Raw genomic sequence first — 23,432 nt, 5'->3', positions numbered from 1 at the left:
AGCCGAGTGACGACTATCCCGCGGCCTCCGGCCGCCGTCATACCTACAAATATTTCTTCATAAACTGAATAAAGCGTGGCCAGTCGGTAGGCAATACCCCGTGAGGGCCGTTATGCATAAAATAGCCTTCGTTATGCAGCAGCTGACTTTCATCTTCTGCGGCAGGCCATTCGGTAGTAGTAGGGCCGGTTTCTTTAAATAATTCAAACACAGGTTTGGCGGCCAGGGCTGCCAGCCATTCGCCTTTCGGGTCAGACCAGCCGTCGGTGCTGCCGGTTTGCAGCAATACAGGGCGTGGAGCCATCAGGCTAATTAACATATGGCCGTCCATCGGCATCTTACTTGGGTCTGCACTGTATTTAGACCAATTGGTAGCAAACTGATAAAAATAGCGTGACGGAGCCGTCATGTGCGCCACAGTCTCCCCATAATTGCGGCGACTCAATGCTGCACCACCCTCGCCAGATACACTGCCGATGATGAGGGCAAAGCGGGTATCGCGCGCGCCGGTCCACAGGGTGGTTTTACCCAGGCGAGAAGCTCCGGTTAGGGCTACGCGTTTTGCATCAATATCTTTATCGGTCTCAAAATAATCCATCACGCGGCTCAAACCCCATGACCAGGCCGAGATTGCTCCCCACTCATCATCAGCAAACTTTCCGCTTGGATTATATACACTGCGGATGCCGTATTTATAGCCGTCTTTGGTATCAGGCTCAAAATCGGTATAACACAGCGTGGCAAAGCCGAAGCCCGCATCAATAAACTGCTCAATATTCATTTTACCAAAACGGCCGCCGCCTTGTACGGGCGCGCGCTTACCATCTGGCGTCCACATCAGGCTGTGTTTTACGCCCGGGTCATCAGTTACATTGCTGTTGGCGCTAAACGATGCATTTAACAACAATGCCGATGGTTTGGTAGCATGCGCAGGCAGGTAAATCAGTACATCAACTTTGTGATTATCAGAAGTGTCTTTGGTAAGATAAATGGTCACCTGCTTGCGGATGGCTTTGCCGCCAAATGCCGGTGTGCCTTTATCAAACACGTTAAAGCTCATATCTTTTGGCTTGCCCGGTACCTTGCCGTATTGCAGGGTGTAATACATGTTCAAGATCTCCGGGCGACGGTTCTTGGTCCAGTCTTCGGCGTTCTTGACTTTCTGGCCGTTTAGCTTCGTCAGCGGATCGGGCAGGGTATAAGTGCCTACTTTGCTTTCATCATAGTTTACGGGGATGCCCGCTACCTCGCTTGGGGGCGTTTTATCGGCAGGCTTTTGCTGTGCTGCCGCTTGCTGTTGTGCATAAACAAATCCGGGGGCTGCAATGGCTGCCATAACGAATATTGTTTTTAATAAAGATCGGTTCATATGTTTATTGGTTGTTGTTTACCTCTCCCTGCCCTCTCCAAAGGAGAGGGTTTTGAAATGTTTTATGTTTAAATATTTAGTACGCGTCATTGCGAGGAAGCCGTCTCTGTAATTTGTCATTCTCAGCGATAGCGAAGAATCTCTGCGGACAAGCAATAAGGGCTGTCCTTAGAGATGCTTCGTTTCTCAGCATGACATGTAGAAAGCAAGGTTTCTTCGTGCCTCGCAATGACGTTTTTGTTAAGGCGGGCTTAACCCCTCCCTGCTCTCGCGCAACCCCTTCGCGCCCCTCCCCAAGGAGGGATGTGGAAAGGATGCACAATAGTTCCCCCTTTAAGGGGCTAGGGGGCTAATCAGCCTCACCGGCCCCATCAACCCCGATGGCTGCATTTTATACATCCCGCCAAATGGCATTACATAGTTGGCCAGCACCTTTTTATCGGGGTTGGCCTTGTCGCCAATCAGGCGGTTGGTCCATTCGTTGGTTACTTTTATTTGCAGCTGATTGTTGCCTGGTTTAAGCGCTTTGCTGATGTCTACACGATAAGGCGCATACCAGGCCAGGTCTACCCGTTTGCCGTTTAGCCATACCTCGGCGAGATCGCCAACCTTGCCCAGATCCAGCCAGATGGCTGCTCCCGGGTTAAGCCAGTTAGGTTTAATGGCGATGGTTTTGGTATAAGTAGCTGTGCCACCGAAATATTTAATGCCTTCGTCGGTGTTAGTTGTCCAATCACTTAGGTTAGCCAGTTGAACGCTCTCAGGTGCGCCCCATTTTGGCGGGAAGCTTAATTGCCACGGGCCGCTGAGGGTAGCCAGTACGCTCATCGTTTTTACAGGTACGCTACGCGATGCCATTGGCGCTTTACCACTAAAGATGACGAACATGTTTTGCCCTGGTTCCAGATGCATAGGCACGCGGGTTAAATTGCCGGTAAGGGTATAAGCCGATGGGGTAACGGTGCCGTTATCAGGATTCCAGAGATTAACGTCTTTGCTACCGGTGCGGAAGGTGATGTCAAAATTCTGCAGCGTATCGGTACGGTTAACTACGTAATAAATATCATTATCACCATCGCGACGGTGGGTCCAGGCTATTTCATCAGGCAGGCGCTCAATGGCGGCATCCCGTGGGATAGCCAGATCGGCCATCACATCTTTTAAAGGCTGATTCCAGTAAACACGGCCCTTGCCAAATGTGCGTTTGGTGCGGCTGTTGCCATCCAGATCGGCCCATAGCTGGTAGCTCAGATCATTCAGTTCCGTATCGCCATCGGCCCCGGCAGAAAGCCCTGGTGCACTGATTGGTTTCGGGCCAACTATGGTTGCGCCGGCTTCTACCAGTTGTTTAATCTTGCGTAGCACGGGCAGGCTCATTTTCTGTGTAGGCGGCAGTACCAGCACAGCGTAGCTCATGCCGCTGGGCAGGTTAAGGCGGCCGTTGGCATCTACTGTGAGCAGGTTTAAGAAGGCGTCAGTGTTCAGGTAGTCAAACTGGTAGCCATCGGGCATGGCGGGTTGCAGGCCTGCGCCCCAGAATGGCATGGTTGATGGTGCGCCCTCTTTAAGCAGGTAGGCAACATCAGCCACGTATTTGCCTTTTTGCAGCAAGTATGAGCAGCGGGCCAGGTGTGTGGTAAAAGGCAGGGCATCTTCCGCCCAGGTAATGTTACGGTTTATGTGCGTGCCTACCATGGTGTTACCAGGTTTGGTATCCAGCGGTTGGTGTGCAGAGGTATGGAACACCAAACGGTTTAGGCCCTGACTAAACCAATAATCAGCCAGGCGTTTTAGCGTAGCGGGCGATTCATAATTGCCTCCGGTAAATGACTCGGCTGCCACAATATTCTGGCCGTACACATGCGATGCCGAAGCGGCGCCACGCATATCCTCATAATACATAGACGATGGATGCAGATCTTTTACCCAGAACTCGCCCATTGGGATGTTGACGTATTTTTTGTTGAGCAATGCATCTTCTATTGATTCCAGCGACACGCCACCCGCCTCGCCATAGGTTTTGATGCCTTGTTTGTTCAGGTAATCGGTCACGGTGCCGTAGTGGTTCTCGGCAATCAGATCCACCAGTGTACGGCGGAAATCCCACAAGAAACGGTCACTTTCTTCGGCGCTGCCTACTATATGACCGGCCATCACGGGCAGGTATTTGGTAGGGTCATAACCACGGCGGTTTTTAAACTCGCTGATCATGTCGTCGGTCCAGTTTTGGATGCCCGCCTCCCAACTGTCCATCATATAATATTGCAGGCTTTTGCCGTATAGATCGCCGGTGGCATCTTTTACCAGTTTGCTGTAGTAATCCATGTAGGCGGTTACATGCTTTTTGCTCATTTTATCCACCTCATAACCCAAAGCCGCCGCTATAGCCGGGCGATTTTTTGAGCCGGTAAGGGCATAACCAAAACGCAGGACGGTCCAGTTGCCAGCCGGAGGTGTCCAGTTCAGCGTGCCGTCGGGCTGCATTTTTGAGGTCAGGTCAATCTCGTCCTCAGCTTTAATTTCTGCGCTCTGCGGCACTTCGGGTGTGGCCGTGTTGGTATATTCAAACAAGAAGTTAAAGCCTGCTTTATCCTCCCAACGGTTAACGCGGCCATCTGAATGCAATTGAATTTCTGATAAGGTATAAGCACTATCAACCGCTGTTGTGGCTTGCGATATCACTTCACCCGGTTTAACAGGTGTATTGGTTAGCTCAATGCGGAAATATTGTGCCCTGGTATCCGGAAACGCATAGGTGCGGATGTTGCCGCCACGATAGCCGGATTTACCCGGGATAGTGGTTAGAATATGAAACGTCTTACCATCGGCACTTGCCATCACCCGGCCATACGGAATCCCGCGCGAGGCCGCGATGCTAATGCTGCGTGCCAGTACCTGTTGCGGGTAAGCCAGTTGCAGCCATGCAATTTTATCGGCCCCGGTTTTTACGGTAATGCCGGTCATGATGTTTTCATCGGTCAGCACTTTGGCATCGGCTGTGCCGCTTGCGCTGGTGATGGTAGGTTGTTGACTTTCTACAACGGCCGCATCTGCAGGCGTGCGGTACGCGATGACGGCGCAATCAGCATAAAAGTTTTTAGCACCGGGGCGGGTAGGGGCATTGGCCAGGTTAGGGCCGGCACCTTCCTGCGCGGGTGGTTGGGGCAGCGTGCCCTTAAACGCTTTGCCTCCGGCGATGCGGGTTTCGCTCCACACCAGTTTTTTCATGGCTTGCTCTGGTTTTACCCATGAGCCGCCGGTGAGGCTCCAGCCGGGCGAGCTGAAGATGGACATTTCCAGGCCCAGGCGTTCGGCTTCAGACGCGGCAAAGTGTACGGCATCTTTCCACTCCGGTGTGCCGAATACCAGTTTCTTGTCTACGGTTTGTCCGCCGCCGGCGGCAACGTCGGCCAGCATAAAGCCGGCAATGCCAGAGCGTTTCATCCACTCCAGATCTTTGGTAATGCCTTCTTTAGTAATGTTGCTTTGGGTCCAGTGCCACCAGGTGCGCGGTTTTGCCGACGCCGGGGGCGACATAAATTCTTGCTTCCACTCGGCAGGGGTTTGAGCACGCGCGTTGAGCGATGCACCGGCAATAAAGCAGGCCACCCCCGCTGCATAGTGCAGCATGGTTTTTTTGTACATACTTGGGTTTATCAGGTTTAAAATAAATTTCAGGATAAATCTTAACTCCCCGGCACAAGTGATGTAAAAAAGATATTACGCTATACAATTGTTGCCTGTGCAACGAAATCAATCGGGCTTGCATCTTATCAGTAAATGAAACCTGATATGAATAGCTTATGGCGCTGCAGCCTCCCGTTAATTGTTTTTGTGCTGATCATTAATAACGCTTACCCGCAAACTGTAACCGCGCAGATTAGCGGCCGCGTGCAGGGCGGCGACAAAAAACCGGTAGACGGCGCTACGGTAACCCTGCTTCGCACAGCCGACTCGACCGAAGTGAAATCTATGCTGGTTAACACCAATGGTACTTTTGCTTTCCATAATCTGAAAGATGATAGTTATCGACTGGCCGTTAGCTCTGTGGGTTTCAAAAAATATAGGAGCGCTAACATTGTTGTTGCTCAACAGGCCAACGTTTCGTTGCCTGTCATTACGTTGCAGTCAACCAATACGGCCTTAAAGGAGGTGGCGGTAACTGCTCAGAAACCACTGGTTGAGCAGAAGATTGACCGTATGGTGGTGAACGTAGGTGCGCAGATCTCTAACGCCGGGTTGAATGCGCTGGAGGTGTTGGAGAAATCGCCGGGTGTGTCTGTAGATGCCGATGGTAAAGTGAGTTATAAAGGTAAAGATGGGGTGCTGGTGATGATAGACGGTAAGCCTACTTATCTTTCGGCCGCCGGTTTGGCTTCTTACCTGCGCTCGCTACCGGCAAATACCATAGATCAGATTGAATTGATGGATAATCCGCCAGCCAAATATGATGCTGCGGGAGGTGCAGGTATTATCAATATCAAAATAAAAAAGAATACTATAAAAGGATTTAACGGCGTGTTGACCATGAATGGTGCACAGGGTTTTTACAGCCGGAACGGCGAAGGTTTGAACGTCAATTACCGGGACAATCAGATTAACATTTTTGCTAACGTTAACCGTAATTATGCCCCTACTTTCCGCCAGTTAGAGGTAGATCATCGTTATTTTGATGCAGCGGGTAGCCCAACCTCAGTGGTTAATGATGTCTCCAACTTCAGGCCGGTAGCAACTAATTACAATATCAGGGCAGGGGTTGATTATTACCTGTCGCCCAGAACCACCTGGGGCATAGTATTCACCAGTTCTTTGGAGCACAGGACCAATAACATCCCGGCATATATCTCATTTTTTGATAGCACCGGCGGGCTTGACTCTACTGTACTCGCCAACAACAACACCGATTATAAATTTGATAACGGCGGTGTCAATCTCAATTATACCCATCAATTTGATAGTGCCGGCACACATAGCATTAGTTTTGATGCCGATTACATCCGTAATGTAAACCCTAGTAATCAGATTTATATTAATGATACTTATTTGCCCGATAACAGTTTGATTGCCCATCAAGTTCTCACGGCTGATTTACCGGGATCTGTCAATATTTATGCCGGTAAGGTAGATTATACTCATCCGATCAGTCACAAGGGTAAAGTGGAGGCGGGGGCCAAAAGCAGCTATGTGAATACTGATAATGCAGCTAATTATTTCAACGTAATAAATACAGTGACAACGCCGGATTATAACAAGACCAACCGTTTCCTGTATCGCGAGAATATTAATGCCGCCTATATCAACTACAACCAGGAGTTTAAGCGATTTAGCATACAGGCAGGGTTACGGATGGAAAATACCAACGGTCATGGTCACCAATTGGGTAACGCCCAGAAACCCGACTCGGCTTTTAGCAGACACTATGTTAACCTGTTTCCTACCACTTATTTTCTTTATAAACTGGATACCACGGGGCACCATGTGCTTACAGCATCATACGGCAGGCGTATTGGCCGACCCAATTACAGCAGTCTTAATCCGTTTACGGCTTTAATAGATAAGTTTAGTTACGCTACCGGCAATCCTTTTCTCAGGCCACAGTTTTCTGCTGTTTATAAGCTGGCTTATGGTTATAAAAGCCTGTTAAATGTAACCTTTGCCTACGTGCACGACCGCGATATGCAAAGCGAGACCATCCACTATGACGGCCCCATATTTATAAGTACACAGGATAATATTGGCAAACGCACTACGCTCGATTTGTCGGTAAATCTGAATATGCAGCCCGCCAAGTGGTGGAATTTGAATTTTTATGCAGAGGTGTATCGCATGAGCTTTTCAGGCCAGCTGATTAATACTTATCTCAACCAGTCTGGCAACTCTTTTGGGTTTAACGGCAACAACCAGTTTACGCTGGGTAAAGGCTGGAGTGCAGAGTTGAGCGGTTTTTATAATTCAAGACAGGTGTATGCACAGTTTAGAACTATCCCTACTGGCGTGCTGAACGCCGGCCTGCAGAAAAAGATTCTGCAAAACAAAGGTTCGGTAAAGTTGAGTTTGCGCGATGTGCTGAACTCGCTCAGGCGTAGCGGCGTAATTGAAGGCATCCCCAATACAGCGGTTTCTTACAGCAATTTTTGGGATAACCGCATAACCACGCTAAGCTTTAGCTACAGTTTTGGCAAAGTGATCAAAAATCCACGCAAGCGCGATACAGGGAGCGCAGATAGTGAGCAGGGGAGAGCGCATTAAACCCCACCCAACCCTCCCCGAAGAGTAATAGCCCATAAAGAGGCAGCAAGCATCTAAAGACGCGAAGGCCAGTGCGATTCCCTCCCTTGGGAGGGTGTAGGGAGGGGTTTATGCGATTGCATACGGTATAAACCCCTCCCCGCAACTTCACAAAGCCACCGCGCCCCTCCCCAAGGAGGGATTTATTATACTCCTGCCTTTTGATGGGCTATTACTCCCCGAAGGGGAGGGCTTTTAATAGCAATGGGGTATGATTTCTGTAGTTAATCTTCAAGCCGTACCATCAACAGCATGTCTTTATCACTGAGGTATTGTTCTACGCAATAGCCTTCCGGATCGATGCCGGGCTGAGCAATCAATTGCTGAAAAGTTTGGCCAATGGCCGGCGTGTTGTCCATGTAATTGTGCAATTCTGAACTAATGTAGCTGCCGTTTTTGATGGTCATTTTTTCAAGCTGATACTGTCCGGCTTCGCTTTCATTCAGCTCTTCAACGGCTGCGTGATATACAATGCCACCGCCATTTTCAGGACGAGAGAGTGCAAAATATCGGCGTTCCGGTGCAAACGGTACTTTTTGGTGCAGCTGCTGATGTGCTGCCATCACCCCATCTGGAAATGATGTGGCTGTAACGCACATTACCGGAATGTCTTTTTCTATAATGATGGTTTCCATATTGGTGAATGGTGAGTAGTGAGATGTGAGTAATAAGTGTTGAACAATTGATACTTAATATCTGTTTTTACTCACTACTCACTTGTCAATTACTGTCCTACTGTTATTTTTCCTTGTTGTGCTCCTAAATTTCCGTCCATATCGCTGCCTTGCATAATGAAGGTGTAGGTGCCATTTTTATCGCCGGTATAGAAACGCACGGTGGCATTGCCCGCCTTATCGGTAATTACGTTAGGTGTCCAATAAAGTGTAGTGCGGGTATCCATAAATGAGCTGGGCTTTTTATAGTCATACTGTGGCGAGTAAAACTCCCGTTGCGATGCGAACGCCATCGGCCTGTATAAGTAAAACCCGGGAGTTTTCCTCATAAATGCACCGTTGCCAGAATAGGTAGTTATCTCAATATAGGCATGGTTAAAAGGTGTATCCATCGGGTTTTTGCTAAACCTGTTAAAATAGGTGGCCGAGTAGCGCATGCTTCTCATCACCTCAATGCCTTTTATTTCCTGTGCATCAAGATAATTTAACCACTGGTCATAAAACTCGCGTTTATTAAGTCCGGCTTCACCATCATAAAAGAAATCCAGTTCAACGCCATCTATTACCAGGTGCACTTTCTGATCCATGTTGATCATATACTGGTTAAATCGCAGGTTTTCATTAAAACCTTTCACATTCTTCAACAGTAAATCTTTTAACGTCATGCGGCCAGATTTGCGCAAGTCTTCTTCGCTCATAATAAAGTCGGCCCCACCGTTAGCGTTCAGGTTTTTTGAACCCTTTACTATTTTGGTGTCCTGAATGTTTACCTGTTTTAATTGATGCACGCCCAGCATTTTATCCTGTTCAAGGGTGTAAGCCTGGCTGGTTTGTATGGCATTAATTTTTGAAGTATCCATGTTAACGTACCATGGCATGCTGCGTGCGTTTTCTAAGTGGAAAATTACCGGCTTAAACTCGTTTACATCAATACCCAGACCGGCTTTCCTGTCTTTTTTATTTTTGGCCTGCAACACATAAACCGTAGAGTCTGCAGGATTAAGTTTATTAAAAATAAATTCACCTTTTTCATTGGTCGCGGTGTCGGCAAAAGACGTAGGTTTTTTTGACAGCAGCAACACATGGCTCTGGAATACAGGTTTATTAAAGAAGTTAGTCACCTTGCCTTTTATAGTAAAGCGGGCCTCTGAATCAAACTTTGGGGCAGGCGGATTGGGAGCAAAGGCATCGGCCCAGTTGTAATTTACCCAGCCTTGTGCCAGCAGCAGGTTGTCCAGTTGCCGGTTTTTATCGGCAGACGGGTTAATGAAATAATAAGCTGCGTTTTCAACGTAGCCTTTCAGATCGTTATCCAGCAAAATGTTGGTTAAAATAGTACCGGCAGTAGGGTCGGTTTTGACCTGAGCATCGTCAGTTACCGCCAGCGAGAAGCTGCCTATCAGCGGATTTCCTGCCTTGTCTGTAGCCTTTACACTCATAGATACGCTATCGCGTTTGCCATAGGTTGATTTTTGCGGCGTGGCAGTTAGCTTAATATTGTCACCATGATCTATATATATAATACGCTCGGCCACCGGTTGATGCATGGTGTTTAGTATGGTAAACCTGGTGATACCCGTTGGAAAAGCGTCTTTGTTAATTGCCAGTGTTTTGATGCCTTTTGAAGGGTTAATTACGGCACCGTAGCAAACCACACCGCGGGCCTGCGCCACCAGGTAGTAATTGGTGTCTTGCGATTGCAGGTCGGCAGTAGGACTGATGGCCACCTGCACAGAATCGCTCTGAAACGGATTAACCACATTAAGCATTAAGCCCGATGTTTTGGCAGCGGGGAGCGGATAACTTAGTTCATGTCCGTTTACTTTGATGCGGGCGGTATAAGTTTCGCCAGTTTGTGGGGTAAATGAGAACGAACCCATGCCCAGGTGTTCTGATTTGATTGCGGCTACCTGCCGCTGGTTGTTATTAAAAACGGCGCCAGATACGTCGGCGCCTTTACCTGCTTCGCTCACGGCTTTAAAGGCTACGTGGTTTTTTAGCCCCGCGTACAAGTTGCCACCTTCGGGCATAAACTGCAGATCTGTCTTTTCATCACGATTCAGGATAACGGGTACCACAAAGGCGTCATCGTCATCATTCTTACCAGCTTTGGTAATGGATATATTGATGTTTTTAGCATCAGCCTTAGGGGGTAGGGCAAAGGTAATGTCGGCATTGCCATCGGTACCGGTTTGTATGTTGGCGCGGCCAAGGGTGCTTTTTCCGGCTGTTATTTTTGCCTTCAGTTGCTCTGCAATCAGTGGGTGGTTATCAACCCGCATAAATCTCAAACTGGCATTTACGTTAGGCTGATTGTTTTGCTGTCCGACGTTAAATTTTGAGCTGATAAGCCAGCTCTCCGGCTTAACACCGGTAACGGTAAACGGCAGACTAAAAATAGCATCCTGCCCCGAGTTGCGCATCCAGTTACTGTAGGCACGCAGGGTATAATTGCCATCCGGAAACATTTTATTATCCAGCGGGAGGCTGCCCCAGCCCATGCCGGCAATGAGGCTGACCATGTTACGGCAGATAACGGTATCATTCTGATCTGCAATTTCAATATACATCAAACCGCTGCGGTGCGACGCTTTTAATGTGGCTGCATCAAATAAATATGATTTAAACCACAGGGTATCGCCCCGGTTATAGGCAGGTTTGTCTGTTTGTACGTAAAGTTTTTCAAGGGCTTGATTTTGGTTGTAGTTTTCAATTACGTTCATCATTTGCTTTAGCGCAGATACCGGCGTTTGGGCAAGCGAAAAATTACACACAGTGATGAGGGCCAGCATAAATAGCAGGCGTAAAAATTTAGGTGTTTTGGTCATTGGTTAATAAGGTAGTATTCAGGGGATTGGTTAAAGGTAGCCAATTTAAGTCAACAATAATGAAGATAAAGTGAATTATCGTCAATCGATTGCATGGATTTTCTACAGTACGTTAAATTATATATTTTTAAAACCTGTATGCAAGAGAAAAACAATAAGCGCACCATCTGGGCCTGGTGTATGTTTGATTGGGCCAACCAATCATATAACATGGTAATTACGTCTACCATCTTTCCATCCTATTATGTTGGCATAACACGCAATAAAGCCAATGGCGATACGGTGTCTTTTTTTGGGCATCGCTTTGTTAATACGGTGTTGTCAAACTATATTCTGGCACTCTCTTACCTGGTGGTGGTGGCCTTGCTGCCCATTCTTACCTCTATTGCAGATTACCGGGGAAATAAACGCCTTTACCTGCAATTGTTTACCTGGCTGGGCAGCCTTTCTTGCGCCGGTTTATTTATGTTGCAACAAGGCAAGCCACTGGAGTTTCCGATGATCTGTTTCGGACTTGCCTCCATTGGTTATTGCGGAGGCTTTGTGTTTTATAACTCTTACCTGCCGCAAATAGCCACGGTAGACCAGCAGGATGCTGTAAGCGCCAAAGGATTTATTTATGGCTATGTGGGCAGTATTGTGGTGCAGTTGATCTGCTTTGTATTTGTGTTGTTTTATGATAAGATAGGCATCACGCAGGATAGGGCCTGCCAGATCTCGTTCCTGGTGGTGTTTGTGTGGTGGATTGGCTTTAGCTTTATTGCGTTTAGGAGATTACCAAAAGGCTGGCCAAATGCCGGTGCGCATAATTATAATGTATTGACGGGCGGCTTTAAAGAGTTAGCCAAAGTGTTTGGTAAGATCAGACAGATGCCTTTGTTGAAACGGTTCCTGTCGGCCTTCTTTTTTTACTCGGTGGGTGTGCAAACCATTATGCTGGTGGCCGCCAACTTTGCTGCTAAAGAACTGCACATGCCGGATGAGCATCTGATTGTGATTATCCTGATTATCCAGGTAGTGGCCGTGGGTGGGGCCGTAGTGGCTTCAAAATCGTCTGAGAAATTTGGCAATACCACCACGCTGGTGTGGCTGGTTACCGTGTGGACAGTGCTGTGCGCCTGTGTATCATTTATCACTACCGAGGCGCAGTTCTTTGTGGCCGCCGCCGTGGTAGGCGTGGTAATGGGCGGTGTGCAATCGCTTTCGAGGTCAACCTATTCAAAATATTTGCCGCCTAATATTCCAGATACGGCATCGTTCTTCAGTTTTTATGATGTGACCGAGAAACTGTCTATCGTAGTAGGGCTGTTCTGTTTTGGTTATGTAGAATCGCGCACGCACCAGATGCGGGTAGCGGCCTTGACACTCGACGGTTTCTTTGCGCTGGGATTGATCTTGCTGGTAGCCCTGCTGGTTAAAGAGGTAAAGAAAAAACGGAACACGGTTGAGGCAGTGGCTTAAGCTTTAAAGCTTAAGCCCATTTGTATATTACATCGCTCATAAGGTGTTTGGTGACCCACAATTTTTTCAAACCCTAGTTTATGATACAGACTTATAGCCGGCTTGAGGATGGTATTGCTTTCGAGATAAACACCTTTAGCACCTGATGCTTTTGCCTTGTCTAACGCTGCTTTGCCCAATAGATAACCAATGCTTTTACCTTGGGCCCATGGCGCGACGGCCATTTTAGCCAGTTCATAATCGTATTCGGTATCGTCAATTTTAACGAGGGCGCAGGTGCCGGCTATTTTATTGTCATACATCGCCATAAAAATATAGCCGCCTTTATCTATAATGTTTTCCTGCGGATGATGGAGCGCTTTTCGGTCGGCCTCTTCAATTTTAAAATACCGAGAGATCCATTCTTCATTAAGACTCGCAAAATCAGCCTTATACTCCGGGCGATAGTCAATGATCTCTACCTTCTGTTCCTCACGTCTCTTTTTCTGATCCTGTACGCGTTTAAGTAAGCTTTTTTGTTCCAGCAGAAACTCCCATTCTTCAATGGCCTTCCATAAGTTATGTCGGGTTTGGGCCAGTAGCTCTTCAATGGCATTGTTTACATCAGTATACTGCACCTGTATGTTCTGCGCAATCGCCATTCCTTGTGGAGATAATGACACCAGATTGCGGCGACCATCGGCTTCATCTTTCTTTTCTGTAATAATGCCGTTTTTGGTCATTTCACTCACAATAGTGCTTACCGACGGATGTGAGTGGCCAATTTCTCGTGCAATAGCCGTAATGGTTTTGCCTTTGCCATCAGATAGTTCGTAAAACACCGGGAACCATTTTGGTTGTAATCCATTGCTATAAAGTTTGTTGATCTCAGCTGCGTTATTGGTCACGTTTTCAGTTAACAAACGCAGTCTGCTGCCTATAGCCATCTTACCTGTTCTATCAAAGAAATCCATGTTAAATAAATTACGTAATTGATTACGCAATTGTAGAAATTATTTTATTCTGATGCAAATACAATCTGCTAAAGATTTACTTTGTATATAAAATATGGCAAACCAACTGAGCTTTTTTACAGATGCCGGGCAGAGTGCTGGTTTACCCAAAGAACTACTGGAATACATCCCGGCGGTTTTTAGCGGGCAGGAGAGTGCTTTGTATCTGCAAAGATTTATAGATACCATCCCCTGGGAACAAACGCCTATTATGATGTATGGTAAACCCATGCTTACGCCGCGTTTAACCGCCTGGTTTGGCGATACCGGTAAAAGTTATGCTTATACCGGTAATCGATTCAATCCCTATCCCTGGACTGACGATTTGATCGCCATCAAAAAACGGCTTGAGCCGCTGGCCGGCGTAGTATATAATAGTGTGCTGCTCAACTATTACCGGGATGGTAACGACTCGGTAGCCTGGCATGCTGATGACGAGCAGGAACTGGGCCCGCAGCCACATATTGCGTCAGTAAGCTTTGGCCAGGTGCGGCGGTTTGATATTAGGAACAAGGCAGATCATCAGCAGAAATATGCCATCAAACTAGAAAACGGCTCGCTGCTATTGATGAAAGGCAGCCTGCAGCACGAGTGGGAGCACCGCATTCCCAAATCAACCACACCTATGGGCGCAAGGATAAACCTTACCTTCAGGGTGATTAAGTAAAACAAAAACACGATGAAGATATATCAGCAATCCGTCACCCTGCGCGAGCGCCGCCGGGGTTTTCATATTATTACGCAGGAGGTAGAGCACGCGCTGCCGCAAATTAACGAGCTGAAGGTAGGCATGTGCCAGGTATTTATTCAGCATACATCGGCCTCGTTGAGTATTAACGAGAACGCCGACCCTACCGTGCGGATGGATTTTGAAATGTATTTCAACAAGATAGCGCCGGAGAATGATCCCGACTATCGTCATGATGATGAAGGTTCTGATGATATGCCCGCTCACCTTAAAGCAGCCATGCTGGGTAGTTCGGTAAGTATCCCCATCCGTAATGGCCGATTGGCGCTGGGCACCTGGCAGGGCATTTACCTGTGCGAGCACCGTAATTATGGGGGCAACCGGCATTTGGTAGTGACGGCCTGGGGAGAGTAATATCATTAACGTTTAGAGAGGCCCCTAAAAAAGCAATGCAGGAAGCCCCTCGCGGGTATCCTGCATATGCACACTAAACTATTGATGGAAAACTATTAAGTAAACAGTTCAAAGTAACGGCAATATAGAGCGGTGAACAACCGTGTTTTAACGGTATTTGTTGCGTCATTTGATCAATAGGGGTGTTTCTGAGTTAATGGAGTTCATGCCCGTTTGTAGACAAACGGGGATAAATAACCCCGTGATTTTTTCTCATAAGTGCTTCATAATCAGGTAAAATATTCCTTGTGGCTCTAAATCGATAACGAGTTTTTATTCATTTGTGTCATGTAAATGTCATGACTGGTGGCTTTATTTTCGTTACAGGAAAATTTAACCGTAACCTTTATTTAAAAAATCATTAAAAGTTTTATAGGGAAAATGGCTGAAATCTGCGTTTTTTGAACGGGAGAGAAATGGGCGGATATTTTAGTATTAAGAAAATGTTGTGCCACAGAAAATTTGCCTGATCATATCTGCTTGGCAATTGCGCAAATCTTTTGGGGCTGGTTTTTGCGTTCTTTGTGGCAGACAAGGCGTTGGCCGTTAATAATTTGTATAACTAAAACTTTTAATTTTTTAGATGAAAAAGAGCTTATTACTAATCAGCCCCATCCTTCTCTTATCACACAAACTTTTTGCTCAGAACATTTTTACAGCTGTGCAGGATAATGACATCCCTGCGGTAAAGTACCTGCTTACCAAAGGTGTAGATCCGGCATCAAAAGACAACAACGGCGCCTCACCGTTAATCTTTGCTGTTAGTCATGGTAATGACCGTGCTGTAAAACTGATTTTGCAAAGCAATCAAATTAACATTAACGCACAGGATGGCGACGGCAACACCGCGCTGATTACTGCCTGTGCCGGTAAACATGATGACCAGGTGGCCATGCTGCTTAACCATTACCCGGAGTTGAACAAAATCAACAAACAAGGGTACACCGCATTAACCACCGCTGTTAACGCTAATGATGCCGAAGCTGTAAAAATGCTGCTGGCCTACGGCGCCGACAAAAAGCATCAGGATGCCAACCACAAGCTGGCCATTGATTATGCCCGTGAGTTGCACGAGGATGAAATTGTTGCCTTGCTGGGCGGCGGTGCTCCTGCTAACGTAACTGCCGGTCGCTAATCTGCAAACAGTCATCTTACTTTAGAAAAAGCGCCATTGTTTATTGCAATGGCGCTTTTTTGTTTTTATTAAACTCCAATTATGCTGGCATGCAGGGCAATAGGGAGGGTGTTTCCATTTTTGCGTCCCACTATTTAGCGTCAGAAAGATTCCTTCCGGTGGTTGGGATGGCAGTATGTTTTACATCATATAATACCAATTATTTAGGCTCCAAAACCTACTATTTCTATAGATATTATTTGAAAAGTCAAAACAACCCTTTATATTTGCTGTGCAATTTTTTTTATTTAGAGCTGAAAAGAATATTTTGAAACGGTATCTTTCGGCAATAAATTTAAAATTTAAACCCAAACACATGAGCTTAAGATTAGGCGATGCCGCACCAAACTTTAAAGCCAAAACATCAGAAGGCGAGATAGACTTTTACGAGTACCTTGGTGATAGCTGGGGTGTGCTTTTCTCTCACCCGGCAGATTACACGCCTGTGTGTACTACCGAGCTGGGCAGAACAGCATCGTTAAAAGATGAGTTTGCTAAACGTAACGTAAAGGTAATTGCCCTGAGCGTTGACTCGGTAGAATCTCATGCCGGCTGGATCAATGATATCAACGAGACCCAGAACGTAGAAGTAACGTTCCCGATCATTGCCGACGAAAACCGCGAGATTGCTGAGTCTTATGACATGATTCACCCGAACGCATCTTTGACCGCTACCGTACGTTCACTGTTCGTTATCGATCCTGATAAAAAGATTCGTTTAATTATTACATACCCTGCGTCTACAGGACGCAATTTCCAGGAGATTTTGCGCGTGATTGATTCACTGCAATTAACCTCTTATCATAGCGTTGCTACGCCAGCCGATTGGAAAGACGGCGAAGACGTAGTAGTGCTGCCTTCTATTAAAACAGAAGACATCCCGGCCAAATTTCCAAAAGGTTTTACTCAGGTGAAGCCTTATTTGCGCCTTACTCCACAGCCCAATAAATAGGGGATGAGCGCTCCTCAATCGCTTCATCATGTTAATTTATACTTTGTTTGTTTAGTGAAAAAAGCCTCCGTCCTGGGGGCTTTTTTATTTTGATAAAATTGCACCTCTAGCTTAAAGCAGAAGTGCAATAATTACCCCGGCGGTTTTCATAACGATAATATTTATACCCCAAAATTGGGGTAATCGCTATCCTTGTCAGATGCGCTCATCCTCAATTAATTGCGAAATAGGCTGCCTGGAAAACTTTTTTAAATAAATGAAAACTTATGGCATCATTTTGGTGTCTGTTAAATGGTGCGCATAGCAAGGGGGTGTTGTGCGTATTACTAAAACAAACAACCATTGCCATGATTATCCTGCTGCATACCACTTTGATACTTTGCCTTATCCTGATGCCGCTGGCATCAAGAAGAAAAAAGAAGCATGTGCTTTATATCAATGACCATGATACCAGCGATGCTCATTATGCCGTAAACATCAATGGCTTTCTGGAAAAAATATCAGACAGCGCAGATCATTATATGGAGTGAACCAGGATTTAAGGATTTTTAAGATTTATAGGATTTGTAGAGACGCCATGCACGGCGTCTCTTTTTTTATGATTTTTTGTTAAAAAATTCTCCTTTAAGCGTATGGATTGTGTGATTCTCTGCCTTGGGAGAGTAATAGCCCATCAATTGGCCGGAGTATAATAAATCCCTCCTTGGGGAGGGGCGCGGTGGCTTTGTGAAGTGGCGGGGAGGGGTTTATATCGTATGCAATCGCATAAACCCCTCCCTACACCCTCCCAAGGGAGGGAATCGCACTGGCCTTCGCGTCTTTAGATGCTCGCTGCCTCTTTATGGGCTATTACTCTTGAGAGGGGGCGGGGCGGGGTTTTGGCAGTATATATTCGCTTACCCCCCTTGACCACTTCACAGGCACACGTACCCCTTCCCGGGGATGGATTTATTAAAGAGGTCTTAGGGTGAGTTTTTAACAATTGTAAAAATACACTAAGTTGTTTGCTTTGATTTTAATGCATAAGGTTGTAGACTTGCACTTTATTAAGATACGTCTATTCTGTTCACCTAATATTTTACATTTTGAAAGTAATACACAGCGTACATCCAGAAGATTTTAAAGCCTACCAGACAGCGCAAATACGCGAGCGCTTTTTGCTGGATGGCATTGTTGAGCCCGGTAAAATTAACCTGGTTTATACTCATTATGACCGTATGATTGTTGGCGGCGCCACCCCGCTGGATACCCCGCTTGATCTGGGTAACTATCCAAACCTGCGTGCCGATTACTTTTTAGAGCGTCGTGAAATTGGTATCATCAACGTTGGTGGCAATGGTACTGTTACTGCCGATGGCGAAACTTTTAACGTTAACAAAATGGACTGTCTGTACATTGGTAAAGGCACCAAAGAGGTAAAATTTGCCAGCGTTAGCGCGGCATCGCCTGCGGTGTTCTTCATCCTGTCGGCGCCAGCACACATGACTTACCCAACCGTGCTGATGACCAACGAAGAAGCTACCAAAGTAAACGCCGGTGCAGCAGAAACCGCTAACAAACGTACCATTAACAAATACATCTTTCTAGATGGTATCCGCAGCTGCCAGCTGGTAATGGGCTTAACCATTTTGGAACCAGGCAGCGTATGGAACACCATGCCGGCTCACGTGCATGACCGTCGTATGGAGGCTTACTTCTACTTCGACCTGCCAGAGAACAATAAACTGGTACATTACATGGGCGAAGGACAAGAAACCCGTCACATTATGATGAACAACCACGAGGCCGTTGTATCGCCACCATGGAGCATCCACTCAGGCAGCGCTACTTCTGCTTATAAATTTATCTGGGGTATGGCTGGCGAGAACCAGGATTATACCGATATGGATCCGATTGCTATTCCAGACCTGCGTTAATTCATCAACCCTAAAACGATAGTAAGAAGTGGAAAATAATTTTTCGTTAGAAGGCAAGGTAATCGTGGTTACCGGTGGTACCGGTATCCTGGGCAAATCATTTATTGATGGTATTGTTGCTGCCGGTGGTGCCGTAGGTATCCTGGGTCGTAACAAAGAGATTGCCGAAGAACGTGCTGCCGAGATCAACAAAAATGGCGGTCGGGCCATTGCACTGGTGGCCGACGTGCTGAACAAAGAAGAACTGCTGGCTGCCAAAGAAAAACTTTGGGCCGAGTTTGGCCGCCTGGATGGTTTGGTGAATGGTGCCGGCGGCAATATGCCTGAAGGTGCTATCCAACCTGATGAGGATATCTTTAGCATGAATCTGGATGGTATGAAACGTGTGTCTGAAGTAAACCTTTGGGGTACCATCATCCCAACCCAGGTTTTTGGCGAGCTGATTGCCCGTACCGGCAAAGGCAGCATCGTTAACATCTCATCAATGAACTCTAAGCGTGCTATTACCAAAGTGTTGGGCTACAACATGGGTAAAGCCGGTGTTGATTGCTATAACCAATGGTTTGCTGTTGAGCTGGCCAACCGTTATGGTGATGCTATCCGCATGAATGCGCTGGCTCCGGGTTTCTTCCTTACTGAGCAGAACCGCAACATGCACCTGCAGGCCGATGGCAGCTACTCGCCAAGGGCACAGTCGGTAATCCGTCAAACACCGTTCAAACGCTTTGGTAAACCAGAAGAGTTGATTGGTGCGTTGGTATGGCTGCTGAGCGATGCCTCTGCCTTTGTAACCGGTTCAATGGTTTGCGTTGACGGTGGCTTCTCTATCTTCGGCGGAGTTTAATCTTGATTTCGGAGTTCGGAATTTCGATTTCGGATTTTCATAATACAACAAAAAGAGACGCAATACTTTGCGTCTCTTTTTGTTTTTATACCATCGTAACATCTCTATATAAAACCTATTGATCTCATTGGTTAATAACTATATTAGGAGCATCAAATTGAACTATAGACCAAAGAAAAATGAAAAAACTGTTTAAAGTACTCACGGTATCGGCCATTGCATGCGCTCCGCTGATGCGTGCACAGGCGCAGACTGTAACGCTCGACTACTTTTTTAACCACGAAGTGCACAAAGGCGCCGATGGTAAAGAAGAGCGTTTCCACTACATGTGGGAGGAGAAAGACCTGAATGGTTACTCTAACTGGGGCGATGCCTTTACCAAGGCCGGCGCTAAAATCAATTCGCTGGATGCCGCACCTACTGCTACAAATTTGAAAGGTACCGATGTTTACATCATTGTAGATCCGGATACCAAAAAAGAAAGCCCGAACCCTAACTATATCACCCCTAAAGATGCCGATGCTATTGCCGAATACGTTAAAAACGGTGGTGTACTGGTTATGATGGCTAACGATAGTGCTAACGTTGAACTGCCGCACTTTAACACGCTGGCTGCCAAATTTGGCATGCACTTTACAGACGAGTTGCACAACCACGTAGTAAGTAAAGATATTGAGCACGGTACCATGATGGTTGACGGTAACCCACTGTTCAAAACGGCTAAGAAAATCTACATGAAAGATGTGTGCAGCATAGCCCTGACAGGGGATGCCAAGCCGCTGCTTAAAAACGAAGGTGTGGTGATTATTGCCACTGCTAAATATGGCAAAGGCACCGTATTTGCCGTAGGCGACCCATGGTTGTATAACGAGTATACCAACGGCCACCTGCCTGCCGATGGTCACTATGATAACGATAAAGCTATTAATGATGTAACTGCCTGGTTGCTGGCACATGCACGCAAATAAGGTTTAAAGGAATATCAAAACCGGAGAGACGCAATACTTTGCGTCTCTTTTTGTTTAAAGCAGTATCTTAGTTACATCAACCATTCTAGACCTTTTATGCGCATCCTGTTTATCTCGTTTTTATTGATGGCGCTGTCTGGCGCGTTATCAGCCCAACCCGTTCAACGCCCGGTAAAAGAATTTTTTGTGCTGGGCACCATGCAAGATTATATGGGCCGCCTGGTGCGGCAGAACGACGATGAACTGGATATTTACTACCGGGTTGAAAAACCTATTGTGTTTGCACTTAACGCAATGCTGCCCAAAATTTACCCCTATGCTGATGTTAAGCTTGACGTATTGACCCGCACTAACGGAGATACCAGCGGCTTTAAGCTCACTTGTGATACTGTTGCCCGGCGCATAAACGCTTATTATGATTATACCCAACCTCATTATCATGTGAAATTGAAGGGCGGTATCTTTAGGACCGACGATGAGCGACTGGCGTTTATTGCCGGTGCCTATGCTCGTTTTGGTGCAAAGTGCGATACCGCCTGGTGCATCAGTATTGCTAATTCCATTGCTAAAACCAGGTTGCTTGATAGTTTGCTTAAGCACTTCGGCTGCAAATCAGTTGAAATTGTAAAAAACGATTATATACCCGTAGGGCACTGGCTTTATTTTCATCCCACTAAAAAGGTGGAAGCCTACCTGCAGCAATATGTGCCGCTAAACCGCGAGCAGCAGGCTTATCAGGAAGGCTATTTTCAGCGAATGTTAAAGCAGGCGCAAGAAAGGGCCGCACAACGAAAAGCCAAACAAGATTCTGCTAACGCGAAGAAAAATTAGCTAGTCTATTCTACTATTGTAACAGTTTCCCTTTTAGGGGGCCAGGGGGCTTACGGTGTCAGCGCCAGATAATCATCCATCGTATCCAAATCAATAGATGCAGGGTGGAAAGGCACGCACAGTAGTTTGTTTTCAGGATTATTGATGAGTTCTTTTGCGCCTTTATCACCATTAAGCTGATAAAGCTGCTCAAACAGATCCCGACTGAAAATGGCAGGTGCACCTACCGTACTATCATACCCGGTTGCCGCAATGCCGCGATAACCGCGCGTGGTAAACATATCGGCCAGGTTATCCAGGTGACCGGCGGTGATAAACGGCTGATCGCAGAGGATAATTAACACGCCGCGCAAATTATCGGGCCGCATCTTTTCCAATGCTTTTAATCCGGCACGGATCGAGGTCGACATCCCCATTTGCCAGTTTGAGTTTTCAATTACAGATACCGGCAGTCCATCGCACTCATCAGCTAATTGCTGATGCACGGCGCCGGTAACAACCACTACACCGTCTCCACAGGTTGATTCCAATACCGTATCTACGGTGTGGCGCAGCATAGTTTTGTTTTTAAACCTGAGCAATTGCTTGGGCTGCCCCATTCGGCTTGAGCCGCCTGCAGCCAGTATAATGGTGCCTATATTAGTCATCTGCGCTTACTTTAAGGTGATGCCTGCGGCTATGTATCGGCGCATCTACATTGCGCAAAAAGCCGCCGGTAAATCCGTTACGCACGGCCTGTAGTTCGGCCATGATAGATAGCGCAATTTCGTCTGCATTCTCGCCGCCAATATCCAGCCCAATGGGGCTGTGGAGGCGTTTATTCAATGTTTGGGTATCTATGCCTTCCAGCGCAAGTTGCTGTAGCATGCGGTCTGTTTTTTTACGGGGACCTAATAGGCCGATGTAATTGACTTCCTCATGATTTGACAATTGCCGTAAAACAGCCAAATCGTAGTAATAATTATGGCTCATCAATACCGCGTAGCCACGGGGACTTACGTGTTGATGCAAGTCGTCCAAACGTGCTATTTGTACCGCTTCTGTGTCTGGAAAGCGGTGCGATATGGCCAGGCTTGGTCGGCCGTCTGTCACTATCACCCGCCAGCCTAAACGTGCAGCCAGTTCAACAAGCGGGCGGGCATCGTTCCCGGCGCCGTAAATATTAAGGATAGGGGCGGGTTTAATTAGCTCGATAAAAACGGCTAAAGAGGTATCATCCAGTGTGTATTCAGCGTTAATGGAGAAGCCTTCCTGCATGGCCTCATTCATATCGGGCAGCAAGTGCAGTTGTGCAAATGCCGTATCTGTTAAGCGGCCTTTTAGAGTTCCGTTGGTTAATAATAACAAACGTTCTGCAGCCAAGATGCGGTGATGAGATGATTTGAGCACCGTTGCCAGCACCGAGCGGTCGGGCAGCAGGTAGGTGCTGCGCAGTAGTTCCAGCGGGTTGTGCGGATTGTCAAAGTCAATTGGCTCCAGCAGGATGAATACTTCGCCCTGGCAGCCTAATTGAGCGCCGTGCTCCAGGTCGTCTTCCAGGTCGGTGCTGTCATAAACAATTATTTCAGGTTTACCCCGGTGCATTACTTGTTGCGCGCGCCTGCGGGCATCGCCTTCCAGGCAGCCCCCACTGATGGTACCGGTAAGCTGGCCTTCGGCTGTAACCAGCATGCGTGCACCCGGCTGGCGGTAGGCCGATCCACGCACCTCCACAACGGTTGCCAGCGCACAGGATCTGCGGGCCTGGCGTTCAACATCATAAGCGGTTAATAATTGTTTCAATTCAGACATCTGGTCTGGTGGTTTACTCAAAGATAGCCAGTGCATTATTGATTAACAAATGTGGGCTGGGTAGGGTGTCATCAAATAAAGGCTGCATAATATTTAACGCTCATTATACGCGCCGGTTTGTTTTTTGCGTTGTTAGGCCAATCACATTGGTTAACGGCATTGTGTTGATTTATCTGTAGTTAAATATTTTTCTTTATATTATA

General features: G+C 46.9%; 18 protein-coding genes. 11 read left to right on the top strand and 7 right to left on the bottom strand.

Annotated elements, in window-relative coordinates; translation table 11 throughout:
* Positions 1-43: 43 nt before the first annotated feature.
* Both ABZR88_RS15385 and ABZR88_RS15380 read right to left on the bottom strand, forming a co-directional pair.
* Positions 44-1,336, bottom strand: coding sequence for a hypothetical protein (locus ABZR88_RS15385; RefSeq protein ID WP_211309728.1), 1,293 nt, complete (start codon positions 1,334-1,336; stop codon positions 44-46).
* A 366-nt stretch (positions 1,337-1,702) separates the two neighbouring features.
* On the bottom strand, positions 1,703-5,014 hold the full coding sequence (locus ABZR88_RS15380) for a glycosyl hydrolase (protein WP_211309729.1): 3,312 nt from the start codon (positions 5,012-5,014) through the stop codon (positions 1,703-1,705).
* A gap of 147 nt (positions 5,015-5,161) precedes the next feature.
* Here ABZR88_RS15380 and ABZR88_RS15375 point away from each other — a divergent pair, with 147 nt between their 5' ends.
* The gene (locus ABZR88_RS15375) at positions 5,162-7,618 is read left to right on the top strand and encodes a TonB-dependent receptor (RefSeq protein ID WP_170113516.1); all 2,457 of its coding nucleotides are present in this window, start codon (positions 5,162-5,164) and stop codon (positions 7,616-7,618) included.
* A gap of 263 nt (positions 7,619-7,881) precedes the next feature.
* Here the strand turns inward: ABZR88_RS15375 and ABZR88_RS15370 are convergent, their stop codons facing one another.
* Entirely contained in the window at positions 7,882-8,292 is a 411-nt protein-coding gene (locus tag ABZR88_RS15370) for a transcriptional regulator (protein WP_107826487.1), read from the bottom strand.
* A gap of 89 nt (positions 8,293-8,381) precedes the next feature.
* On the bottom strand, positions 8,382-11,159 hold the full coding sequence (locus ABZR88_RS15365) for a hypothetical protein (RefSeq protein ID WP_107826488.1): 2,778 nt from the start codon (positions 11,157-11,159) through the stop codon (positions 8,382-8,384).
* A 138-nt stretch (positions 11,160-11,297) separates the two neighbouring features.
* On the opposite strand from ABZR88_RS15365, the gene ABZR88_RS15360 reads away from it, so the two are divergent.
* A complete protein-coding gene (locus ABZR88_RS15360) occupies positions 11,298-12,620 on the top strand; it encodes an MFS transporter (protein ID WP_107827090.1) in 1,323 nt (440 codons plus the stop codon).
* Here ABZR88_RS15360 and ABZR88_RS15355 read toward each other — a convergent pair.
* Positions 12,617-13,573 carry a bifunctional helix-turn-helix transcriptional regulator/GNAT family N-acetyltransferase gene (locus ABZR88_RS15355; protein ID WP_107826489.1) on the bottom strand — a complete coding sequence of 319 codons (957 nt, stop codon included), beginning with the start codon at positions 13,571-13,573 and terminating at the stop codon, positions 12,617-12,619. The genes ABZR88_RS15360 and ABZR88_RS15355 overlap by 4 nt on opposite strands.
* Before the next feature lie 94 nt (positions 13,574-13,667).
* Between ABZR88_RS15355 and ABZR88_RS15350 the strand changes: the two genes are divergently transcribed.
* The 9 genes from ABZR88_RS15350 (at position 13,668) to ABZR88_RS15310 (ending at position 21,438) form a co-directional block, all read left to right on the top strand.
* The gene (locus ABZR88_RS15350) at positions 13,668-14,279 is read left to right on the top strand and encodes an alpha-ketoglutarate-dependent dioxygenase AlkB (RefSeq protein WP_107826490.1); all 612 of its coding nucleotides are present in this window, start codon (positions 13,668-13,670) and stop codon (positions 14,277-14,279) included.
* 12 nt (positions 14,280-14,291) lie between these two features.
* Positions 14,292-14,714: a secondary thiamine-phosphate synthase enzyme YjbQ gene (locus tag ABZR88_RS15345; protein WP_107826491.1), complete on the top strand. Its 423-nt coding sequence runs from the start codon at positions 14,292-14,294 to the stop codon at positions 14,712-14,714.
* A gap of 622 nt (positions 14,715-15,336) precedes the next feature.
* Positions 15,337-15,888 (top strand): ankyrin repeat domain-containing protein, encoded by a 552-nt coding sequence (locus tag ABZR88_RS15340; RefSeq protein ID WP_107826492.1) that lies wholly within the window; start codon positions 15,337-15,339, stop codon positions 15,886-15,888.
* 355 nt (positions 15,889-16,243) lie between these two features.
* A complete protein-coding gene (locus tag ABZR88_RS15335) occupies positions 16,244-16,879 on the top strand; it encodes a peroxiredoxin (RefSeq protein ID WP_107826493.1) in 636 nt (211 codons plus the stop codon).
* A 266-nt stretch (positions 16,880-17,145) separates the two neighbouring features.
* Positions 17,146-17,409, top strand: coding sequence for a hypothetical protein (locus ABZR88_RS15330; RefSeq protein ID WP_107826494.1), 264 nt, complete (start codon positions 17,146-17,148; stop codon positions 17,407-17,409).
* 555 nt (positions 17,410-17,964) lie between these two features.
* Positions 17,965-18,795 carry a 5-dehydro-4-deoxy-D-glucuronate isomerase gene (kduI, locus tag ABZR88_RS15325; RefSeq protein WP_107826495.1) on the top strand — a complete coding sequence of 277 codons (831 nt, stop codon included), beginning with the start codon at positions 17,965-17,967 and terminating at the stop codon, positions 18,793-18,795.
* 28 nt (positions 18,796-18,823) lie between these two features.
* Entirely contained in the window at positions 18,824-19,639 is an 816-nt protein-coding gene (locus ABZR88_RS15320; RefSeq protein ID WP_107826496.1) for an SDR family oxidoreductase, read from the top strand.
* A gap of 179 nt (positions 19,640-19,818) precedes the next feature.
* Positions 19,819-20,607, top strand: a complete 789-nt coding sequence (locus ABZR88_RS15315; protein WP_245916957.1) for a DUF4350 domain-containing protein — start codon at positions 19,819-19,821, stop codon at positions 20,605-20,607.
* A 96-nt stretch (positions 20,608-20,703) separates the two neighbouring features.
* A complete protein-coding gene (locus ABZR88_RS15310; protein WP_107826497.1) occupies positions 20,704-21,438 on the top strand; it encodes a hypothetical protein in 735 nt (244 codons plus the stop codon).
* 50 nt (positions 21,439-21,488) lie between these two features.
* On the opposite strand, the gene ABZR88_RS15305 is transcribed toward ABZR88_RS15310, so the two are convergent.
* On the bottom strand, positions 21,489-22,085 hold the full coding sequence (locus ABZR88_RS15305) for an NTP transferase domain-containing protein (protein WP_107826498.1): 597 nt from the start codon (positions 22,083-22,085) through the stop codon (positions 21,489-21,491).
* Positions 22,078-23,265, bottom strand: a complete 1,188-nt coding sequence (locus ABZR88_RS15300; protein WP_107826499.1) for an XdhC family protein — start codon at positions 23,263-23,265, stop codon at positions 22,078-22,080. Before ABZR88_RS15300 ends, ABZR88_RS15305 begins: the two co-directional genes overlap by 8 nt.
* Positions 23,266-23,432: the final 167 nt, after the last annotated feature.

Origin of the sequence: Mucilaginibacter yixingensis, from assembly GCF_041080815.1 — a bacterium.
Lineage (GTDB): Bacteria > Bacteroidota > Bacteroidia > Sphingobacteriales > Sphingobacteriaceae > Mucilaginibacter > Mucilaginibacter yixingensis.
Note: the sequence above shows the minus strand (reverse complement) of the source record. Positions and strands in the feature narration are given on the sequence as shown.

What these genes read in the sequence shown, in the direction of transcription:
- ABZR88_RS15385 (WP_211309728.1), bottom strand. Translation starts at nt 1,336, where the DNA reads ATGGCAGCCATTGCAGCCCCCGGATTTGTTTATGCACAACAGCAAGCG.
- ABZR88_RS15380 (WP_211309729.1), bottom strand. Translation starts at nt 5,014, where the DNA reads ATGTACAAAAAAACCATGCTGCACTATGCAGCGGGGGTGGCCTGCTTT.
- ABZR88_RS15375 (WP_170113516.1), top strand. Translation starts at nt 5,162, where the DNA reads ATGAATAGCTTATGGCGCTGCAGCCTCCCGTTAATTGTTTTTGTGCTG.
- ABZR88_RS15370 (WP_107826487.1), bottom strand. Translation starts at nt 8,292, where the DNA reads ATGGAAACCATCATTATAGAAAAAGACATTCCGGTAATGTGCGTTACA.
- ABZR88_RS15365 (WP_107826488.1), bottom strand. Translation starts at nt 11,159, where the DNA reads ATGACCAAAACACCTAAATTTTTACGCCTGCTATTTATGCTGGCCCTC.
- ABZR88_RS15360 (WP_107827090.1), top strand. Translation starts at nt 11,298, where the DNA reads ATGCAAGAGAAAAACAATAAGCGCACCATCTGGGCCTGGTGTATGTTT.
- ABZR88_RS15355 (WP_107826489.1), bottom strand. Translation starts at nt 13,573, where the DNA reads ATGGATTTCTTTGATAGAACAGGTAAGATGGCTATAGGCAGCAGACTG.
- ABZR88_RS15350 (WP_107826490.1), top strand. Translation starts at nt 13,668, where the DNA reads ATGGCAAACCAACTGAGCTTTTTTACAGATGCCGGGCAGAGTGCTGGT.
- ABZR88_RS15345 (WP_107826491.1), top strand. Translation starts at nt 14,292, where the DNA reads ATGAAGATATATCAGCAATCCGTCACCCTGCGCGAGCGCCGCCGGGGT.
- ABZR88_RS15340 (WP_107826492.1), top strand. Translation starts at nt 15,337, where the DNA reads ATGAAAAAGAGCTTATTACTAATCAGCCCCATCCTTCTCTTATCACAC.
- ABZR88_RS15335 (WP_107826493.1), top strand. Translation starts at nt 16,244, where the DNA reads ATGAGCTTAAGATTAGGCGATGCCGCACCAAACTTTAAAGCCAAAACA.
- ABZR88_RS15330 (WP_107826494.1), top strand. Translation starts at nt 17,146, where the DNA reads ATGGCATCATTTTGGTGTCTGTTAAATGGTGCGCATAGCAAGGGGGTG.
- ABZR88_RS15315 (WP_245916957.1), top strand. Translation starts at nt 19,819, where the DNA reads ATGAAAAAACTGTTTAAAGTACTCACGGTATCGGCCATTGCATGCGCT.
- ABZR88_RS15310 (WP_107826497.1), top strand. Translation starts at nt 20,704, where the DNA reads ATGCGCATCCTGTTTATCTCGTTTTTATTGATGGCGCTGTCTGGCGCG.
- ABZR88_RS15305 (WP_107826498.1), bottom strand. Translation starts at nt 22,085, where the DNA reads ATGACTAATATAGGCACCATTATACTGGCTGCAGGCGGCTCAAGCCGA.
- ABZR88_RS15300 (WP_107826499.1), bottom strand. Translation starts at nt 23,265, where the DNA reads ATGCACTGGCTATCTTTGAGTAAACCACCAGACCAGATGTCTGAATTG.